The following is a 17,648-nucleotide window of genomic DNA, read 5'->3' on the forward strand; positions in this document are numbered from 1 at the left end:
CGGGCCCGAGCATGATCCCCAGCGCTTTGGTCACCGGCCCCCCCCCACCCCGGCGCGCTGCGCCCGACACCTCTCCCCCGATCGACGGGGTAGAGGAAGGGCGCGAACTTATGCAGACCGGCGCCTTTCCTCTCCCTCCGGAGGGGGGAGAGGTGGCGCCGCGAAGCGGCGACGGAGTGGGGGAAGCCCTTCGCGAAACGCGAAGCCGCCGAAAAACGGCGGCAACTCGGCCAGCGCAAAAACTCAAACAAGAAATAACGTCATGACCAAGAAGCCGGAAAAGCCGGGCTCCGCCAGCATTCGTGTCCTCAAGACGCGGATCAAGAAGAAGAGCGGCCTGAAGGAATCGTCGCGCCGCTGGCTGCAGCGCCACATCAATGATCCCTATGTCCAGCGCTCCAAGGCCGACGGCTATCGCTCGCGCGCGGCCTACAAGCTGATCGAGATCGATGACAAGCATCATCTGCTGAAACCCGGCATGAAGGTCATCGATCTCGGTGCGGCCCCCGGCGGCTGGTGCCAGGTGGCGGCCGCGAGGACGAAATCGACGGCTGATAATCCACATGTCATCGGCATCGACTATCTCGAAATGGATGCGGTGCCGGGTGCGCCGGTGCTGCTGATGGATTTCCTCGACCCGGAAGCGCCGCAAAAGCTCGCCGAGGCGCTGGGCGGCGACCCCGATATCGTGTTGTCCGACATGGCCGCGCCGACCACCGGCCACAAGCGAACCGACCACATCCGCACCATGCATCTGTGCGAGGTGGCCGCCGATTTCGCGCTGTCGGTGCTGAAGCCGGGCGGGCACTTTTTGGCCAAGACGTTTCAAGGCGGCGCCGAAAACGAGCTGCTGTCGATGCTCAAGAAGAACTTCCGCTCGGTGCACCACGTGAAGCCGCCGGCGTCGCGGGATGAGTCGGTGGAGTTGTATTTGCTGGCGAAGGATTTTAAGGGCAGAGACGGCACGGCGTGAAAGACGCTTCGTAGCGCTCCGTCCCTCTGTCCTGCCGGACATCTCGCCCGCAAGGGGGGAGATTGGCAGCTGCGACCGCCTCGCCATTCCTTCAAAGTTGCAAGATTGGCGAAAGCCGCGTGATATCCGATCTCCCCCCTTGCGGGGGAGATGGCCGGCAGGCCAGAGGGGGGGTGTGAAGGATCGCCGACGTCGACGATTTTCGTCGCGCCGCCCCTTACTTCCCAGCCGTGCTCACCGGCTCCAGCGTCTTCGGCGTCGTCAGCCGGCCATGTCCCGATACGGCATTGCCGGCATCCGGCGCCAGCCGCATGAATGACACGGACGCTGCCGCCGACACCGCCGCCACGATGAAGAAGGCGATGTGGAAATCGCCGAGCGCCAGCGGTCCGCCACGGATCGAGGTCGAGACTTCCAGGATGCCGCCGGCCAGCGCCACGGCGAGCGCGATCGACAACTGCTGGAACACCGCCGTGATCGGCGTTGCCTTGCTGGTGTCTTCAGCCGTCACCTCGGCATAGGAGAGCGCGTTGACGCCGGTGAAGAACATCGAGCGGATAAACCCGCCGACCAGCAATATCGCCAGCATCAGCGCGTAAGGCGTCTCCGGCGTGAACAGGCCGTAGATGGCGATCGATGCGGCGGCGATCAGCGAGCCCCAGATCAGCACCCGGCGGAAGCCGGCGAGCCGGAAGATCAGCGCGGTGACGAACTTCATGCCAATGGCGCCGATGGCCGAGACGAAGGTGATCATGCCCGACTGGAACGGCGTCAGCCCGAAGCCGATCTGGAACATCAGGGGCAACAGGAACGGCACCGCGCCGATGCCGATGCGAAACAGCGAGCCGCCGAGCACCGAGGAGCGGAACACCTGGTTGCGGAACAGTTCCAGCGCCAGTAGGGGATTCTTGGCGCGCCGCGCATGCAGCAGATAGAGCACGCCGGAAATCAGCCCGACCGCCACGGTGATGAGGCCGGTCGCCGGCGGCAGATAGGGCAGGCTGACCACCGACAGGCCAAAGACGACGCCGGAGGCCGCCAGCCCGCTCAGCACGAAACCGACGAAATCGAGCGGCGGCGTCTCCATCGAGTCGGTTTGCGGCAGGAAGCGCGTCGCCAGCCAGATGCCGATCAGGCCGATCGGCACGTTGATCAGAAAGATCCAGTGCCAGGTGAAATAAGTGGTGATGAAGCCGCCGATCGGTGGTCCGACGAGCGGTCCGACCAGCGCCGGCACCGTCAGCCACGACATGGCGGCAACCAGCTCGCTCTTCGGCGTCGCGCGCACCAGGACCAGCCGGCCGACCGGCGTCATCATGGCGCCGCCTATGCCTTGCAGGAAGCGCGAGACGACAAAGGCCGGCAGCGAGTTGGAGACGGCGCAGCAGACCGAGCCGACGATGAACACGCCGATCGCGGCGCGAAAAATGGTCTTGGCGCCGAACCGGTCGGCCATCCAGCCGCTGATCGGAATGAAGATGGCCAGCGACACCAGATAGGCGGTCAGCGCCAGCTTGAGCGCGATCGGGCTGGTGTGGATGTCGACGGCGATCGCCGGCAGCGATGTCGCAATGACGGTCGAATCCATGTTTTCCATGAACAAGGCGACCGCCAGAATGAGCGGAATGATGCGGTTCAACGAACGCGTCCGAACTGGTCTAAATGTGCCTGCCGGCCAATCCAGGCAATGAAAAGGCGGGCAAGCCGATACAAACGGGCGGTTATCACGCCTCAGGCGCGATGTCGCATTAATTTGCTGTCATTTTTGTGCGACCGTGGGCGGACAAGAGGCATCGCTGCGTTTCGCCACATTGAATGAACTTGCGAAAATTGACCGGGTTCACTATGCTGTAGTGAATATAACTACTATCTGGACAATGTCATGGAAGAAGCCGTTTCCGCAGCCGACGCCAACCGCAAATTCTCGCTCCTCCTGCGCGGTGTCCGCGAAGGACAGAGCTATGTCGTGACCAGCCATGGGCGCCCCGTGGCGCGGATCGTGCCTGCAGGGCAGCCCGACCCTGCGGCGTCTCGTTCGCGCACAGCGCTGCTGTCGCGCCTCGAACGCCAGCCTGTTGTAGAAGCCGGGCGCTGGAGCCGCGACGAGCTTTACGAGGACGAGCGGTGAAGGTCGCGCTCGATACCAACATCCTTGTTTATGCCGAGGGGATCAACGGAGCCGAGAAGCGCGACATCGTTTTCGGCCTGCTGCACGACATTGCGCAAGAGGCAGCCGTCATTCCAGTCCAAGTGCTCGGCGAATTGTTCACCGTTCTCACACGCAAGGCCGGACGATCACGTGCACAAGCGCGCGACGCCCTGTTGAGCTGGCGCGACGCGTTTCCGGTTGTCGGCACGACGCCGGAGGTGATGACGGTCGCGGCTGATCTTGCGACCGATCACCATTTCGGCATCTGGGATGCGACCATCCTGTCTGTTGCCTCGCAAACCGGTTGCCGGCTGCTGCTGTCGGAAGATCTGCAGGACGGCTTCACCTGGGGCGGCGTAACGGTCGTCAATCCTTTCGCGTCACCGCGCCATGTCTTGCTCGATGCCCTGTTGGGCAAGTCCGCCGAATAGGCCACGACCGGCTTTTCATCGGCGCCGCGACGTGTTACCAGCCAGCGCCAATCCTGAAAGGGAAGAAACGAGTCGGCGCTGTCCATTTCGGTCCAGCGCTTTTTTGTATTCTCCCAGCGCTTTTCGTATCCGAGGACTGGCCATGGCAAAAATCATCGAAACGTCCACCGGCGCGCTGGCGCTGACCTTTGACGACGTGCTGTTGCAGCCCGGTCATTCCGAGGTCATGCCCGGTGAGACCGACATCCGCACCCGCATCGCCACCGACATCGACCTCAACGTGCCGATCCTGTCGGCCGCCATGGACACCGTCACCGAGGCGCGGCTCGCCATCGCCATGGCGCAGGCCGGCGGCATCGGCGTCATCCACCGCAATTTCTCGCCGGCCGAACAGGCCGAGCAGGTGCGTCAGGTCAAGAAGTTCGAATCGGGCATGGTCATCAATCCGGTCACCATCGGCCCCGACGCCACGCTCGCGGACGCGCTGGCGCTGATGCGCACCTATTCCATCTCGGGCATTCCGGTGGTCGAGAATGGCGGCAGCGGCGGCCAGAAGATCGGCCGCCTGGTCGGCATCCTGACCAACCGCGACGTGCGCTTCGCCTCCGATCCGGGGCAGAAAGTCTACGAATTGATGACCCGTGAGAACCTGATCACGGTCAAGGAGAATGTCGACCAGGACGAGGCCAAGCGGCTGCTGCACCAGCACCGCATCGAAAAGCTCGTCGTCGTGGACAAGTCCGGCAATTGCGTCGGCCTGATCACCGTCAAGGACATCGAGAAGTCGCAGCTCAACCCGCACGCCACCAAGGATGCGCAGGGGCGCCTGCGGGCGGCGGCCGCCACCAGCGTCGGCGATGACGGCTTCGAGCGCGCCGAGCGGTTGATCGATGCCGGTGTCGACCTCCTGGTCATCGACACCGCGCATGGCCATTCGCAGCGCGTGCTCGATGCGGTGACGCGGGCCAAGAAGCTTTCCAATTCCGTCCGCATCCTGGCCGGCAACGTCGCCACCGCCGAAGGCACGCAGGCGCTGATCGACGCCGGCGCCGATGCCGTCAAGGTCGGCATCGGCCCGGGCTCGATCTGCACCACGCGCATCGTCGCCGGCGTCGGCGTGCCGCAGCTTTCGGCGATCATGTCGGCGGTCGAGACGGCGCATAGATCAGGCGTGTCGGTCATCGCCGACGGCGGCATCAAATATTCGGGTGACCTGGCCAAGGCGCTTGCCGCGGGCGCCAGTGCGGCCATGATCGGTTCGCTGCTGGCCGGCACCGACGAAAGCCCGGGCGAGGTCTATCTGCATCAGGGCCGCTCCTTCAAGGCCTATCGCGGCATGGGCTCTGTCGGCGCCATGGCGCGCGGCTCGGCCGATCGCTACTTCCAGGCCGAGGTTCGCGACACGCTGAAACTGGTCCCGGAAGGCATTGAAGGGCAGGTGCCCTACAAGGGACCTGTGTCTGGCGTGCTGCACCAGCTTGCGGGCGGGCTAAAAGCCGCTATGGGTTATGTCGGTGGCCGCGACCTTGCCGATTTTCGCGAACGCGCCACCTTTGTGCGCATATCCAACGCCGGACTTCGTGAAAGCCACGCCCATGACGTCACGATTACCCGCGAAAGCCCGAACTATCCTGGCGGAGCCTGACCGGCAGCCAGAGCGGTACATGCTCTGGCGCCACCAGGCGACGATCGTGCTGCGGCTGGCGCGCCATGCCGGCGCGCTGTGCTTTGCCGCCGCGGCGGTTTTCATCATCATGACGCTGCTGGAATTCTTCTATTTCCGCCGGCTGAGCGGTGGCCTGCCGTCGCTCGACGTGCGCCTTGGCGGGTTCACGCCCGATGAGGGCATGGCCTGGCTGACGGCACTCGGCCGACGCGGCAGCGAGATCATCCTGGTCTGGCACTATTTGACTTTCGACCTTCTCTTCCCGGCGCTGCTGTCGCTGACCATGGTCAGCCTGATCCTGGCAACGGGGCGGCGGCTGAAGAATTTTCGTGCCATGCCGGTGCAGCTTCAGGCGCTGTTCGCGCTGGTCATCGTGCTGCCCTACACATGCGCCGACTACGCCCAGAACATTGCGGTGGCGCGGCTCTTGTCCGATGCGCTGTCGGCCAACCCGGATTCTCTGTCTTTGGCCTCGTCGCTGATCGTCACCAAATTCGCGCTGCTGGCGATCCCCGTCATCGTCATCGCGTTTTTGATCCTTGCCGCCCAGCGGCGTCCACAGGCATGAACGACAGAGCAGGGGCAACGCCATGAGCCAGACCGCGATTTTCTGGCCGATGCTGGCGCAGGTGTTGCTCGTCTATATCGTCTATGTCGTGATGGGCCGGCGCCGCTACGGCGCGGTCAAATCGGGCGAGGCCAAGGTCGGTCAATACAAGGTGCGCACGACCGAGCCCGGGTCGAGCGTCACGGTTGCCAACAATCTCATCAACCAGTTTGAACTGCCGGTGCTGTTCTATGTGCTGTGCCTGGCGCTGCACGCGACCAATGGCGTCAATTATCTGACCCTGGCCTTGATGTGGATTTTCGTGATTTCCCGCTATGGCCACGCCTGGGTCCACCTCACCAGCAACAATCTGCGGTTTCGCAGCCGCGCCTTCTACGTCGGCGCGATCATTCTCTTGCTGGCATGGATCTGGTTCGCGCTACACCTGCTCGGAGCGGTGTAGGGCAGTTGTTTACCCTCCCCCTTGTGGGGAGGGTCGCTCCGCGCAGCGGAGCGGGGTGGGGGTCTACAAATCGAACACCGCGATCTTGCGCTTGTCGAACTTGATGCCGATTTCGCCGCGCACCAGCTTCAGTGCGGCTTCGCCGAACACGGCGCGTCGCCAGCCCTGCAGGGCCGGCACGTCGGCATCCTCGCCCTCGGCGGCGATGCGGTCGATGTCGTCGCTGGACGCCAGCACTTTCGAGGCGACGCCTTCCTTCTCGGCGACGATCCGCAACAGAACCTTCAGCAGCTCGGAGGCGGCATTGGAGCCCTCGGGCGGCTGAAAGCTCTTGGGCAGCTTCGGCATCTCTTCGCGGGGCAAAGCGAGCGCCGTGTTGACCGCGCCAAGCAATGCGGTAGCCGTCGACGAACGCTCCCAGCCTTTCGGCGTCGTGCGCAGCTTGCCCAACGCTGCCGCATCGCGCGGCGCCTGCTGGGCGACCTCGTATATGGCGTCGTCCTTGAGCACCCGGCCGCGCGGCACGTCACGCTCGCGCGCCTCGCGTTCGCGCCATGCCGCCACCGTCTGCACGATCGCCAGCTCCTGCGGCTTGCGCAGCCGCATCTTCAGCCGCTTCCAAGCGTCTTCGGGGTGCGGATCGTAGGTCTCGCGCGAAGTCAGCACCTCCATTTCCTCGTTTAGCCAATGGGCGCGGTTTTCCCGCTCCAGTTCGGCGCTGAGATGCTTGTAGACGTCGATCAGATGGGTGACGTCGGCCAAGGCATAGTCGAGTTGCTTGTCCGACAGCGGCCGGTGGCGCCAGTCGGTGAAACGCGAGGATTTGTCGAGCCGTGCGCCGGTGATGCGCTGCACCAGCTGATCGTAGGAGACGCTGTCGCCGAAGCCGCAGACCATGGCCGCGACCTGGGTGTCGAACACCGGATGGGGCACCAGATCGCCGAGATGGACGATGATTTCAATGTCCTGGCGCGCGGCATGGAAAACCTTGACCACCGCCTCATTGGCCATCAGCCGGAAGAACGGGGCGAGGTTGATGTCGGGCGCCAGCGGGTCGATCAGCGCGGTGACGCCGGGCGCCGCCATCTGGATCAGGCACAGAATCGGCCAGAATGTCGTTTCGCGGATGAATTCGGTGTCGACGGTGACGAAATCCGACTTTTCAAAAGCGGCGAGAACGGACTCGAGCTCATTTTGGGTGGTGATGACGTGCATCAAATCGCTTTTTAGTAACGGGTAAGGTTCTCTTTCAATTTCAGCCATGGGCGCTTTCGTCAAGCCGCCCTTCGGTCAAGTATCAGCCGATCCGTCGGAATCGCCATTTCTGCGCGCCAGCCGCGCGAAGACGGTTGATGTGCGCAGCAGCGCCGTGAAGCGGCTGCGCTTGCCCGCCGGCACGCTGCCGCGCACCTGCATGCGGTAGAGAATGACGGCGATGAGGGTGGCGTAGACGACTGCGCTGAAGACAAACAGGGCGCCCGGTCCGAAATGTTGCATCACTGCGGACGCCGCGAAGGGGCCACCAATGGCGCCGAAGGAATAGAACAGCATCAAGGCGGCGTTGATCAGCACGAACTCGCCCTTGTCGGCGCGGTCGTTGGAATGCGCCGCCGATAGCGAATAGAGCGGCATGGCGAAGCTGCCGAAGATGAAGACGATGATCAAATTGAGGGTCGGATCGGCGCCGGCGACGAAGACCAGCGCCAGCGCGGCGAACATGGCGCCGCATGTCGTGGCCAAAAGCACCGCGCGCCGATCCCAGCGGTCGGAGAGGTAGCCCAGCGGATACTGGATGAGGGCGCCGCCGAAGATGCCGACGCTGACGAAGGTGACGACATCGGCCACCGACATGCCGATCTGCTCGGCATAGACTGGCGACAGCGTGCGGAACGCGCTGTTGGTGACGCCGACGCAGATGCAGCCGAAGCAGCCGAGCGGCGAAATCCGCCAGACACGGGCGAGATCGAGCTTGACGTCTTCCGGCGGCGTCGGGTTGGAGCGGTCGCCGAGCGACACCGGAACCAGCGACAGCGTGATCATCATCGACATGATGGCGAAGATGGCAAAGCCGCCGGGGCCGAAGATCGGGATCAGGAACTGCGCGCCGGTTACCGAGCCGATATCGACCATGCGGTAGACGGCGAGCACCCGCGCACGATCCTTGTTTTCGACGCCGGAGTTCAGCCAGGCTTCCATGACGGTGAACAGGCCGGCAAAGCAGAAACCGCCGGCAAAGCGCACCGCGCACCACATCACCGGATCGATCACCAGCACCAGGAGCAGCGTACTGGCAGCGGCGATGGCGGCGAGCGCTGAAAACGTCCGGACATGGCCGACTGCCTTGAGGATACGGGTGACGGCCAAGCACCCCAACAGGAAGCCGGCGAAATAGAACGTACCCATCAGGCCGATGTCGGAGGCCGAAAACCCTTCCTGCGCGCCGCGCAGCGCGATCAGCGTGCCCTGCAGCCCATTGCCGCCAAGCAGGATGCCGGCGGCGATGAGGAGCGGGATCAGCGGGCGGATGGAGGACATACGGAACCGTTGCTTAGAGCATGATCCCGAAAAGTGGGAACCGGTTTTCGGAAAAGATCATGCTTCGAGAAAGAGTTGGATGAGTGTGACGATCGACGAAACGTCATACTCGTCCAAGTGGCTCCACAGTTCTGAACCATCGGTGTGGCCAATGCCAGTGGCTTATCCCGCCGCCAACAGGTGTGTGGCTTTCAGGTAGGGCCGTTCAGGCTTCGTGAGCCCTCGTCAAAGCTTCATCCGCTTGTGCGGCCGGGCGGGACGCCCTTCGGCCAAGCGAGCCGGCGGTCAGCAGGCTGAGCATGATGAACGGGATGCCGATACCGAAGGCCGAGCGGATGCCCCAATGGTCGGAGACGAAGCCGAGCAATGGCGGGCCGAGCAGGAAGGCGACGAAGGAGATCTGCGACAGCGCCGCGACATTGATTGCCGCGGAGCGGTCCGTGCGTTGGGCCGCCGCCGAGATCGCCAGCGGAAAGATCGCGCTGCTGCCGATGCCAAGTAGCGCAAAGCCCAGCATCGATACGAGCGGGGCAGGCGAGAAGAAGACGAGCAGCACGCCCACCGCCATCGTCGCCAGCAGCACCCGCGCCACGACGCTCGGCGAGTGGCGGTCGACAAAGGAGTCGGCAAAGAAGCGCGTGCTCGCTTGCGAGAATGCAAACAGCGCCACGGTGAAGCCGGCGACGAAAGGGCCCGCATCGAACACGGTGCGCATGTAGATTGCCGACCAGTCGATGCTGGCGCCTTCCATCAGCATCGCCGACAGTGTCACCGCGACGAGGACGAGGATCGGCAGCGTCGGCCGCGCCAGCCTTGGCGCCGTCTCGTCATTGCCAGCGAAGCGGCTCGGCGCCGGTTCGTAACCGCCGAGAAACAGCGCGATTCCTGTCGCCACCATCGGTACGACAATCGCCAGGTGCAGTTGCGGCGAAATGCCGAGATGCGCAAGCGCGGCGCCGAACAGGCCGGCGCCGAAAAAGCCGATGCTCCAGAACGAATGCGCCCGGTTCATGATCCGGCGCTTGAGCAGGAATTCGGTTCTGTCGGCCTCGACATTGAGAATGATCTCGACGCTGCCGATCATCAGGCCGACCGGAAACAGCATCAGGAACAGCGCAAGCGGCCCAGGCGCATGCACGGCAATGGCAAAGACAACCGACAAGAGCGGCACCAGCCCGAGCAGCGCGCGGCGGAAGCCGACGCGCTCCAGGATCGGCGCCGCCAGCGTCAGCGCGGTCAAGGTGCCGATCGGCGTCCCGATCAGGCTGAGCCCGAGCGTGCCGTCTCCTATGCCCATGGCATGCTTGATGTCGGGCAGCCGCGGGAAGATTTGGCCCATGGCGAACGAATAGATCGCAAAGCCGGCGTAGACCCGGTGTTGCGGAGCGAGGCGGAGGCCAAAGGTCATGACGATGCTTTCGGGGAAGAGAGCCGGCGATTGTGGTTGATATTCTCTTATCTTGCACAAACATGCAAATCGTGCAAGAACGTGCAAAAAGAAAACAGGATCATGCAATGCTGACCGATGAGCGGCATCAAATCATTCGCGATCGCCTCGCCGTCGAGGGCCGGGTACTGGCCGGCGAGCTGGCAAGCCGCTTCGGCGTTTCGGAGGACACGGTTCGCCGCGACCTCAGGGAACTCGCCAAGGCCGGGCAATGCCGCCGCGTCTATGGCGGTGCGGTCGCGCCCGCACCCTTCGCATCGACGACTGTCGGCCTGCGCGCCAGTCATGCCGTCGAAGAAAAGACGCGGCTGGCCCGCGCAACCGTGGCACTGCTTTCGCGCGGACAGACCCTGTTCATCGACAGCGGCTCGACCAATGCCGCGATCGCCAGGGCCATCCCGCGCGACATAGATCTGACCGTCGCCACCAATTCGCTCGAAATTGCCTCCGTCCTGTCAGACCACGCTTTGGTCGAACTGATTGTGCTGGGCGGGCGGTTCGACCGCCATCTCGGCGCCTGCGTCGGCGCCGACACGCTTGCAGCTGTCGGGCAACTTGGCGCGGACTTGTTTGTTCTCGGATCCTGCGGTCTCGATGGGTCGCGCGGCGTCACGGCCTTCGATTCGGCTGAGGCCGAGGTAAAGCGGGCCATGGCCAAGAACAGCGCAGGCATCGTCATCGCTGTAACCAACGACAAGCTGGCCACAGCCGCACCCTACCGGGTCGCCAGGCCAGAGGCGATCCGCCACCTCGTGGTCGAAAAGACCGCGCCGGCCGCAATCCTCGCGGATTTCGAACGCCAGGGCGCCGAAATCCATTTGGCTTAAACGGAGCTCGGCGCGCGGGCAGTCCGGGACGCAGCATGGGCGACGAACACTTCGACATCTTCCTTTGAATGACCGAGAAGGGCTCCTTCAAGCCTCGCCAGATCATTCGATGTGAAGATGTCAAAGGCCTCTCCGCTGCGGCACGTTCTGGAGATCAACAAGCTCAGTTTGCAGCGTCATTCTTCTGTCGGCAGGCAGTATCAGCGCTCTTCCACTGAGGTTTTAGGAACAATCTGGGTGAACTTCAGGATGCGGCCTTTGTCGACAAACGGTGCAAAGCCTGCATCGCCAATATGTCGGCGTCCATACCCGGTTCCGCCGCGAACAAGGCCATTGATTTGTCGCCCTGAAGCATCAGCTCCAATTCGCGGCCATTATGTGGCCCGACACTCGGCGGGACTGTGGGTTTTGGCATGAAGTATCTCCAGATCATTCGATGACTGCACTGTCGCGAGAAACACTTCTGGCGGCAATGCGCCAAGCCTGGCAAAGACTTCAACACTGACGAGCGGTTAGAGAGACGACCCAAACCCGGCTTGCCTTGACAAATCGGGCCTCCCATGCGCTTTTCGCGCAAACTTTGGACCGGGCTTTGATGCTTCGGCCCGCAACCAGAACACCCCGGAATTTTGACATGACAATGCATCGTTACCGCAGCCACACCTGTGCCCAGTTGAGAAAGAGCGATGTCGGCTCTTCGGTTCGCCTGTCGGGCTGGGTGCATCGCGTGCGCGACCATGGCGGCCTGCTGTTCATCGACCTGCGCGACCATTACGGCCTGACCCAGATCGTCGTCGATCCGGATTCGCCCGCCTTCAAGGTCGCCGAGACGCTGCGTGGCGAATGGGTGATCCGCGTCGACGGCGAGGTCAAGGCGCGCCTGCCGGACACCACCAACGCCAACCTGCCGACCGGCGAGATCGAGATCTTTGCCCGCGAGATCGAGGTGCTGTCGGCAGCCAAGGAATTGCCGCTGCCGGTGTTCGGCGAGCCCGACTATCCCGAAGACATCCGCCTGAAGTACCGTTTTCTCGACCTGCGCCGCGAGACGCTGCACAGGAACATCGTGGCGCGCACGAAAATCATCGCCGAGATGCGCAAGCGTATGACCGATGTCGGCTTCACCGAATTCTCGACGCCGATCCTGACGGCCTCGTCGCCGGAAGGCGCGCGCGACTTCCTGGTGCCGTCGCGCATCCATCCCGGCACCTTTTACGCGCTGCCGCAGGCGCCGCAGCAGTACAAGCAACTGATCATGGTTTCGGGCTTCGACCGCTATTTCCAGATCGCGCCCTGCTTCCGCGACGAGGACCCGCGCGCCGACCGTCTGCCCGGCGAATTCTACCAGCTCGACCTCGAAATGAGCTTCGTCGAGCAGGACGACGTGCTGTCGACCATGGAACCGGTGATGCGCGGCGTCTTCGAGACCTTCGCCAACGGCAAGCCGGTGACGCAGACATTCCAGCGCATTCCTTACGATGTCGCGATGCGCAAATATGGCTCCGACAAGCCGGACCTGCGCAACCCGATCGAGATGCAGGCCGTCTCCGACCATTTTCGCGATTCCGGCTTCAAGGTCTTCGCCAACATCCTGGCCAACGATCCGAAGGCCGAAGTGTGGGGCATTCCGGCCAAGACCGGCGGCAGCCGCGCCTTCTGCGACCGCATGAACTCGTGGGCGCAGGGCGAGGGCCAGCCGGGACTGGGTTACATCTTCTGGCGCAAGGAAGGCGACAAGCTTGAAGGCGCCGGTCCCCTGGCCAAGAACATCGGCGAGGAGCGCACCGAGGCGATCCGCCAGCAGCTCGGCCTTGCCGATGGCGACGCCGCCTTCTTCGTCGCCGGCGATCCGAAGAAGTTCGTTACCTTCGCCGGTGCCGCGCGTACGCGTGCCGGCGAAGAACTGAACCTTGTCGACCGCGAGCGCTTCGAATTGTGCTGGATCGTCGACTTCCCGTTCTTCGAATGGAGCGAGGAGGAGAAGAAGATCGACTTCGCCCACAACCCGTTCTCGATGCCGCAAGGCGGTATCGACGCGCTCAACGGCGACGACCTGCTCGGCATCAAGGCCTTCCAGTACGACATGGTCTGCAACGGCTTCGAGATCGCCTCTGGCGGTATCCGCAACCATTTGCCCGAGACCATGGTCAAGGCGTTTGAGACGGTCGGGCTGGACCGCGCCACGGTCGAGGAGCGCTTCGGCGGCCTCTATCGCGCCTTCCAGTATGGCGCGCCGCCGCATGGCGGCATGGCGGCCGGTGTCGACCGCGTGGTCATGCTGCTGGTCGGGGCCAAGAACCTGCGCGAGATCACCATGTTCCCGATGAACCAGCAGGCCTACGATTTGTTGATGAACGCGCCTTCGGAAGCCTCGCCGCAGCAGTTGCGTGATCTGTCGCTGCGTGTCGCGGCAGTGAAGAAGGACTGACGGCAGCGTTGCAGCTGCCCTTTCTCCCCGTCTCTATACGGGGAGAAATGTCCGGCAGGACAATGAGGGGCAGCACGCATGCAGGCGATTGGCGAACGGCCTTAGCAGTTGGCGCCTTCTGACAATCGGTTCAGCATCGAACTACAATTTGCAGGCGTTGGCGCCGCCCCTCATCTGCCTGCCAGCACCTTCTCCCCGTATAGTGACGGGGAGAAGGGAGCGAACTTCGATCAGTCTTCGTTGGCCTTGACGTGGACGCCCAGCGTCTTGGTCAGGTCGGCCGGGTTGGACATGGCGCCGGCCATGATCAGCGCGAACGGCACCGCTGCCGGCGGCTCGGCCGAAATCTCGAGGCTCTTCGGATCGTCGAGGTACTTGCTCACCGCGGCCGTCACTTCGGCGGTCAGTTCGGGATTGTTGAGCTGCGCCATGCCGAACGGCACGATCGCCTTGGCCTGGTTGGCGATGTCCTTGCCCGACATGCCCTGCTGCTTGCCGACATACTCAAGCACTTTGCCGGTGAGCGAATCGTCATCGAAGCGGATCGATGCGCTGTTGAAGGAGAGCTGCTGCAACAGGCCGAGCAGGGCCATGCCTTGCGCCGAATTGTCAGCCCCTTCGGGCTGCGCCGCCATCTTCTTCTGCATCTCCTGCAGCGACTTGACGAAGTCGACCGTGTAGCCGCCGAGGCCGAAGGTCATGCCGAGCGTGCCGGCATTCTCGACCGAGATGTCGTATTTCGACAGGTCCATCTTGCCGTCGCTCGGCTGCCAGGTGCCGCCGATTTCGATATTGCCCGAGATGTTCTGGTAGCCGAGGGCCTCGATGGCTTCCTTGGATTTCGCATCGTCGACCAGGGTCAGGTCGGCGTTGAACTTTTCCGTGGTGGCGGAAAACTCCATCGCCTTGCCGTCGGCCGGCGGCGTGATCTGGACAGCAAGCCCATCCACCGAGAAGGCGGTCTTATCGGCAACCTTGACCGTCAGGTTTTCGAGTTCGGCCGACTTGTAGATCATCATCGAGCCGAGCGGGCCTGTAGCGCCCTCAGCCGGGATGTTGGCGTCGTGGATGACGAAGGGGGTGAGGTTGAGCGTGACGCCGTCCTTGCTGTGCTCGAAGGCCGAAGTCGTGATGGTCGCGACATCGAAGCCGCCATTGGCTTCGGTCACGCCTTCGAGCTTGACGTCGCCGATCGGCAGCGCCTCCTTTTCGGCCGCCGGTTTGACCGACACGCCCTGCAGCACCATGCTGGAATTGTCGCCGGTAACGCCGGTCCAGGTGATATCGACGCCCTGGACGGCAAGTGCGGCCTTCAGTCGGTCGGCAACCGCCGTGTCTTGCGCAAAGGCGGCATTCAGCGGCAGCGTCAGCAAAAAGGTCGAAAAAGCAAGTTTCTTGAGTGTCGAACGTTGGATTGTCATCGCGAGTTCCCTGAGAGAGTCCTGAAAAAGTGTTTTCTCAATTCTACGCCATCACCATTCCGTGACGAACTGGACGGGAAAAAGGCGCTTTCCCGCAGAGTTGTCGAAAATCACGGCGAAAGGCAAATCGGAGCGGGAGCCTTCGCCCGATGCGGTGAATATGTCATGAAGGTCGGGCTCCCCTGCATACCGTCTCCTGCCTTAGAGAGGGCGTGTAACAGATTGATGTTGGTTGGCAACAGCACTGCTACCGCTGCTGTTGCACAGGGACGGCAAGGGGGAACATGAAGTCCGTCACATCCATTGTCGGACCTTGAGCCGCCCTCGTAAGCCCAAAGGCTGCAAAGTGCGGATTTCCGCAGCCCCGCCTTGCCGCGAATCACCCGCTCGGCTAGTCCAGCCGCATGGGAAAAAGGATTTTGCCGCCTGAAAATGGCGGCGGTGACCACATCGAACCGGTCGATCTGAAGAAGGCGCTGGAAGAGCGCTATCTTGCCTATGCGCTCTCGACCATCATGCACCGGGCGCTGCCTGACGTGCGCGACGGGCTGAAGCCTGTGCATCGCCGCATCATGCATGCGATGCGGCTGCTCAGGCTCAACCCCGACCAGGGCTTTGCCAAATGCGCCCGCATCGTCGGCGACGTGATGGGCAAGTTCCATCCGCATGGCGACCAGTCGATCTACGACGCGCTGGTGCGTCTGGCGCAGGATTTCTCCATGCGCTATCCCCTCGTCGACGGGCAGGGCAATTTCGGCAATATCGACGGCGATAACGCCGCCGCCATGCGCTATACCGAGGCGCGCATGACCGAGGTGGCGAGCGATTTGCTTGCCGGCATCACCGAGGACGCCGTCGATTTCCGGCCAACCTACAACGAGGAGGACGAGGAGCCCGTAGTGCTTCCCGGCGCCTTCCCGAATCTGCTCGCCAACGGTTCCTCCGGCATTGCGGTCGGCATGGCTACCTCCATCCCGCCGCACAATGCCGCCGAGCTTTGCAACGCGGCGCTGCAGTTGATCGAGCAGCCGGACGCGCCGGTGACAAAGCTGATGGAGTTCGTCCAGGGGCCGGATTTCCCGACCGGCGGCATCATCGTCGACAGCCGCGCATCCATCCTGGAGGCCTATGAGACCGGCCGCGGCGGTTTTCGCGTGCGCGCCAAATGGGGCCAGGAGGATCAGGGCAGGGGCACCTGGAGCATCGTCGTCACTGAAATCCCCTACGGCATCCAGAAGGCCAGGCTGATCGAGAAGATCGCCGAGCTTTTGATCGCGCGCAAATTGCCGCTGCTTGAGGATGTCAGGGATGAAAGCGCCGAGGACGTCCGCATTGTGCTCGTACCGAAAAGCCGTTCGGTCGATCCCGGCATTCTGATGGAATCGCTGTTCAAGCTGACCGAGCTCGAAAGCCGGTTTCCCCTCAACATGAACGTTTTGTCGCGCGGCAAGGTGCCCAACGTCCTGTCGCTGAAGGGCGTGCTGAAGGAGTGGCTCGACCATCGGCGCGATGTGCTGATCCGCCGCTCGAAGCATCGGCTTGGCGAGATCGAGAAGCGGCTGGAAATCCTTGCCGGCTACCTGATCGCCTATCTCAACATCGACGAGGTCATCAGGATCATCCGCGAGGAGGATGAGCCCAAGCAGGTGATGATGGCCCGTTGGTCGCTCACCGACACCCAGGCCGAAGCCATCCTCAACATGCGGCTGCGGGCCCTGCGCAAGCTGGAAGAGTTCGAGATCCGCAAGGAGTTCGACGGTCTCACCACCGAGAAGAAGCAGATCGAGGCATTGCTCGCATCCGACGCCAAGCAATGGTCGACGATCAAATGGGAAGTCACGCAGGTTCGCGACAAGTTCGGCCCCGAGACCGAACTCGGCAAGCGCCGCACCCAGTTCGCCGACGCGCCGGAGCATGATCTGACCGACATTGCGCACGCCATGATCGAGCGCGAGCCGGTCACCGTGGTGGTCTCGGAAAAGGGCTGGCTGCGGGCGATGAAAGGCCATCTGGCCGACCATTCCACGCTCACCTTCAAGGAAGGCGACAGCCTCAAGCTCGCCTTCCATGCCCAGACCACCGACAAGATCCTGGTCTTCACCACCGGCGGAAAATTCTACACCATCGGCGCCGACCGGCTGCCGGGCGGCCGCGGCCATGGCGAACCGATCCGCATCATCGTCGACATGGACAACGACCAGGACATCGTCACCGCCTTCGTCCACGACCCGAAGCGCAAGCTGCTGCTCGTCTCCTACGATGCCAATGGTTTCGTCGTGCCTGAGGAGGAAGTCGTCGCCAACACCCGAAAGGGCAAGCAGGTGATGAACGTCAAGGCGCCCGACGAGGCCAAGGCCTGCGTCCCGGTGTCAGGCGATCATCTCGCCATTGTCGGCGAGAACCGCAAGATGCTGGTGTTTGCGCTCTCCGAAATTCCGGAGATGGGCCGCGGCAAGGGCGTTCGCCTGCAGAAATACAAGGATGGCGGTCTGCTCGACCTGAAACCTTTCACGCTGGAGAGCGGCCTGTCCTGGCAGGATTCCGCTGACCGCACCTTCGTCAGGTCGCGCGAAGAGCTGGCCGAGTGGATCGGCGCGAGAGCGTCGGCCGGACGGATGGTGCCGAAGGGATTCCCGCGGACGGGGAAATTTGGTTGAAGCTGCTGATCTCCCCCCAAGTGGGGGAGATGGCCGGCAGGCCAGAGGGGGGCGCTGTCCCGCCAGCGCATCAAATGGTAATGGCTCGCCACTCGGTCGCAACT

General features: G+C 63.1%; 14 protein-coding genes. 9 read left to right on the plus strand and 5 right to left on the minus strand.

The genetic code is table 11. The features are described from left to right. Positions 1-262 precede the first annotated feature (262 nt). Entirely contained in the window at positions 263-973 is a 711-nt protein-coding gene (locus NKJ77_RS20220; protein WP_023694903.1) for an RlmE family RNA methyltransferase, read from the plus strand. A gap of 217 nt (positions 974-1,190) precedes the next feature. Here NKJ77_RS20220 and NKJ77_RS20225 read toward each other — a convergent pair whose 3' ends face one another. Next, positions 1,191-2,612, minus strand: a complete 1,422-nt coding sequence (locus tag NKJ77_RS20225; protein ID WP_023805084.1) for an MFS transporter — start codon at positions 2,610-2,612, stop codon at positions 1,191-1,193. A 243-nt stretch (positions 2,613-2,855) separates the two neighbouring features. On the opposite strand from NKJ77_RS20225, the gene NKJ77_RS20230 reads away from it, so the two are divergent. From NKJ77_RS20230 to NKJ77_RS20250, 5 genes are all read left to right on the plus strand, one after another. Beyond that, a complete protein-coding gene (locus tag NKJ77_RS20230; RefSeq protein ID WP_023673036.1) occupies positions 2,856-3,101 on the plus strand; it encodes a type II toxin-antitoxin system Phd/YefM family antitoxin in 246 nt (81 codons plus the stop codon). Then, a complete protein-coding gene (locus NKJ77_RS20235) occupies positions 3,098-3,553 on the plus strand; it encodes a PIN domain-containing protein (protein WP_023673035.1) in 456 nt (151 codons plus the stop codon). The genes NKJ77_RS20230 and NKJ77_RS20235 overlap by 4 nt, the downstream gene beginning before the upstream one ends. Before the next feature lie 142 nt (positions 3,554-3,695). After that, the gene (gene guaB, locus NKJ77_RS20240; RefSeq protein ID WP_023742866.1) at positions 3,696-5,198 is read left to right on the plus strand and encodes an IMP dehydrogenase; all 1,503 of its coding nucleotides are present in this window, start codon (positions 3,696-3,698) and stop codon (positions 5,196-5,198) included. Positions 5,199-5,217: 19 nt separating this feature from the next. After that, positions 5,218-5,787 carry a hypothetical protein gene (locus NKJ77_RS20245; RefSeq protein ID WP_050587175.1) on the plus strand — a complete coding sequence of 190 codons (570 nt, stop codon included), beginning with the start codon at positions 5,218-5,220 and terminating at the stop codon, positions 5,785-5,787. 22 nt (positions 5,788-5,809) lie between these two features. Beyond that, positions 5,810-6,229: an MAPEG family protein gene (locus NKJ77_RS20250; protein ID WP_023673032.1), complete on the plus strand. Its 420-nt coding sequence runs from the start codon at positions 5,810-5,812 to the stop codon at positions 6,227-6,229. Between the two features lie 63 nt (positions 6,230-6,292). Here the strand turns inward: NKJ77_RS20250 and rnd are convergent, their stop codons facing one another. The 3 genes from rnd to NKJ77_RS20265 form a co-directional block, all read right to left on the minus strand. Continuing rightward, on the minus strand, positions 6,293-7,444 hold the full coding sequence (rnd, locus tag NKJ77_RS20255; protein ID WP_023682426.1) for a ribonuclease D: 1,152 nt from the start codon (positions 7,442-7,444) through the stop codon (positions 6,293-6,295). A 75-nt stretch (positions 7,445-7,519) separates the two neighbouring features. Further along, positions 7,520-8,764, minus strand: coding sequence for an MFS transporter (locus tag NKJ77_RS20260; RefSeq protein ID WP_023673030.1), 1,245 nt, complete (start codon positions 8,762-8,764; stop codon positions 7,520-7,522). 205 nt (positions 8,765-8,969) lie between these two features. Beyond that, positions 8,970-10,172, minus strand: a complete 1,203-nt coding sequence (locus NKJ77_RS20265; protein ID WP_023831594.1) for an MFS transporter — start codon at positions 10,170-10,172, stop codon at positions 8,970-8,972. Between the two features lie 107 nt (positions 10,173-10,279). Here NKJ77_RS20265 and NKJ77_RS20270 point away from each other — a divergent pair, with 107 nt between their 5' ends. Both NKJ77_RS20270 and aspS read left to right on the plus strand, forming a co-directional pair. Beyond that, the gene (locus tag NKJ77_RS20270) at positions 10,280-11,038 is read left to right on the plus strand and encodes a DeoR/GlpR family DNA-binding transcription regulator (RefSeq protein ID WP_023831595.1); all 759 of its coding nucleotides are present in this window, start codon (positions 10,280-10,282) and stop codon (positions 11,036-11,038) included. Positions 11,039-11,672: 634 nt separating this feature from the next. Further along, positions 11,673-13,466 (plus strand): aspartate--tRNA ligase, encoded by a 1,794-nt coding sequence (gene aspS / locus NKJ77_RS20275; RefSeq protein WP_081732404.1) that lies wholly within the window; start codon positions 11,673-11,675, stop codon positions 13,464-13,466. A gap of 230 nt (positions 13,467-13,696) precedes the next feature. Here aspS and NKJ77_RS20280 read toward each other — a convergent pair whose 3' ends face one another. Next, positions 13,697-14,887 (minus strand): aq_1923 C-terminal domain, encoded by a 1,191-nt coding sequence (locus NKJ77_RS20280; RefSeq protein WP_023697470.1) that lies wholly within the window; start codon positions 14,885-14,887, stop codon positions 13,697-13,699. Between the two features lie 404 nt (positions 14,888-15,291). On the opposite strand from NKJ77_RS20280, the gene parC reads away from it, so the two are divergent. Continuing rightward, positions 15,292-17,544, plus strand: a complete 2,253-nt coding sequence (gene parC / locus NKJ77_RS20285; protein WP_352535641.1) for a DNA topoisomerase IV subunit A — start codon at positions 15,292-15,294, stop codon at positions 17,542-17,544. Positions 17,545-17,648 lie beyond the last annotated feature (104 nt).

The sequence above is a fragment of the Mesorhizobium sp. M0052 genome (genome assembly GCF_040323255.1).
GTDB lineage: Bacteria > Pseudomonadota > Alphaproteobacteria > Rhizobiales > Rhizobiaceae > Mesorhizobium.

What these genes read in the sequence shown, in the direction of transcription:
- NKJ77_RS20220 (WP_023694903.1), top strand. Translation starts at nt 263, where the DNA reads ATGACCAAGAAGCCGGAAAAGCCGGGCTCCGCCAGCATTCGTGTCCTC.
- NKJ77_RS20230 (WP_023673036.1), top strand. Translation starts at nt 2,856, where the DNA reads ATGGAAGAAGCCGTTTCCGCAGCCGACGCCAACCGCAAATTCTCGCTC.
- guaB (WP_023742866.1), top strand. Translation starts at nt 3,696, where the DNA reads ATGGCAAAAATCATCGAAACGTCCACCGGCGCGCTGGCGCTGACCTTT.
- NKJ77_RS20245 (WP_050587175.1), top strand. Translation starts at nt 5,218, where the DNA reads ATGCTCTGGCGCCACCAGGCGACGATCGTGCTGCGGCTGGCGCGCCAT.
- NKJ77_RS20250 (WP_023673032.1), top strand. Translation starts at nt 5,810, where the DNA reads ATGAGCCAGACCGCGATTTTCTGGCCGATGCTGGCGCAGGTGTTGCTC.
- rnd (WP_023682426.1), bottom strand. Translation starts at nt 7,444, where the DNA reads ATGCACGTCATCACCACCCAAAATGAGCTCGAGTCCGTTCTCGCCGCT.
- NKJ77_RS20260 (WP_023673030.1), bottom strand. Translation starts at nt 8,764, where the DNA reads ATGTCCTCCATCCGCCCGCTGATCCCGCTCCTCATCGCCGCCGGCATC.
- NKJ77_RS20265 (WP_023831594.1), bottom strand. Translation starts at nt 10,172, where the DNA reads ATGACCTTTGGCCTCCGCCTCGCTCCGCAACACCGGGTCTACGCCGGC.
- NKJ77_RS20270 (WP_023831595.1), top strand. Translation starts at nt 10,280, where the DNA reads ATGCTGACCGATGAGCGGCATCAAATCATTCGCGATCGCCTCGCCGTC.
- aspS (WP_081732404.1), top strand. Translation starts at nt 11,673, where the DNA reads ATGACAATGCATCGTTACCGCAGCCACACCTGTGCCCAGTTGAGAAAG.
- NKJ77_RS20280 (WP_023697470.1), bottom strand. Translation starts at nt 14,887, where the DNA reads ATGACAATCCAACGTTCGACACTCAAGAAACTTGCTTTTTCGACCTTT.
- parC (WP_352535641.1), top strand. Translation starts at nt 15,292, where the DNA reads ATGGGAAAAAGGATTTTGCCGCCTGAAAATGGCGGCGGTGACCACATC.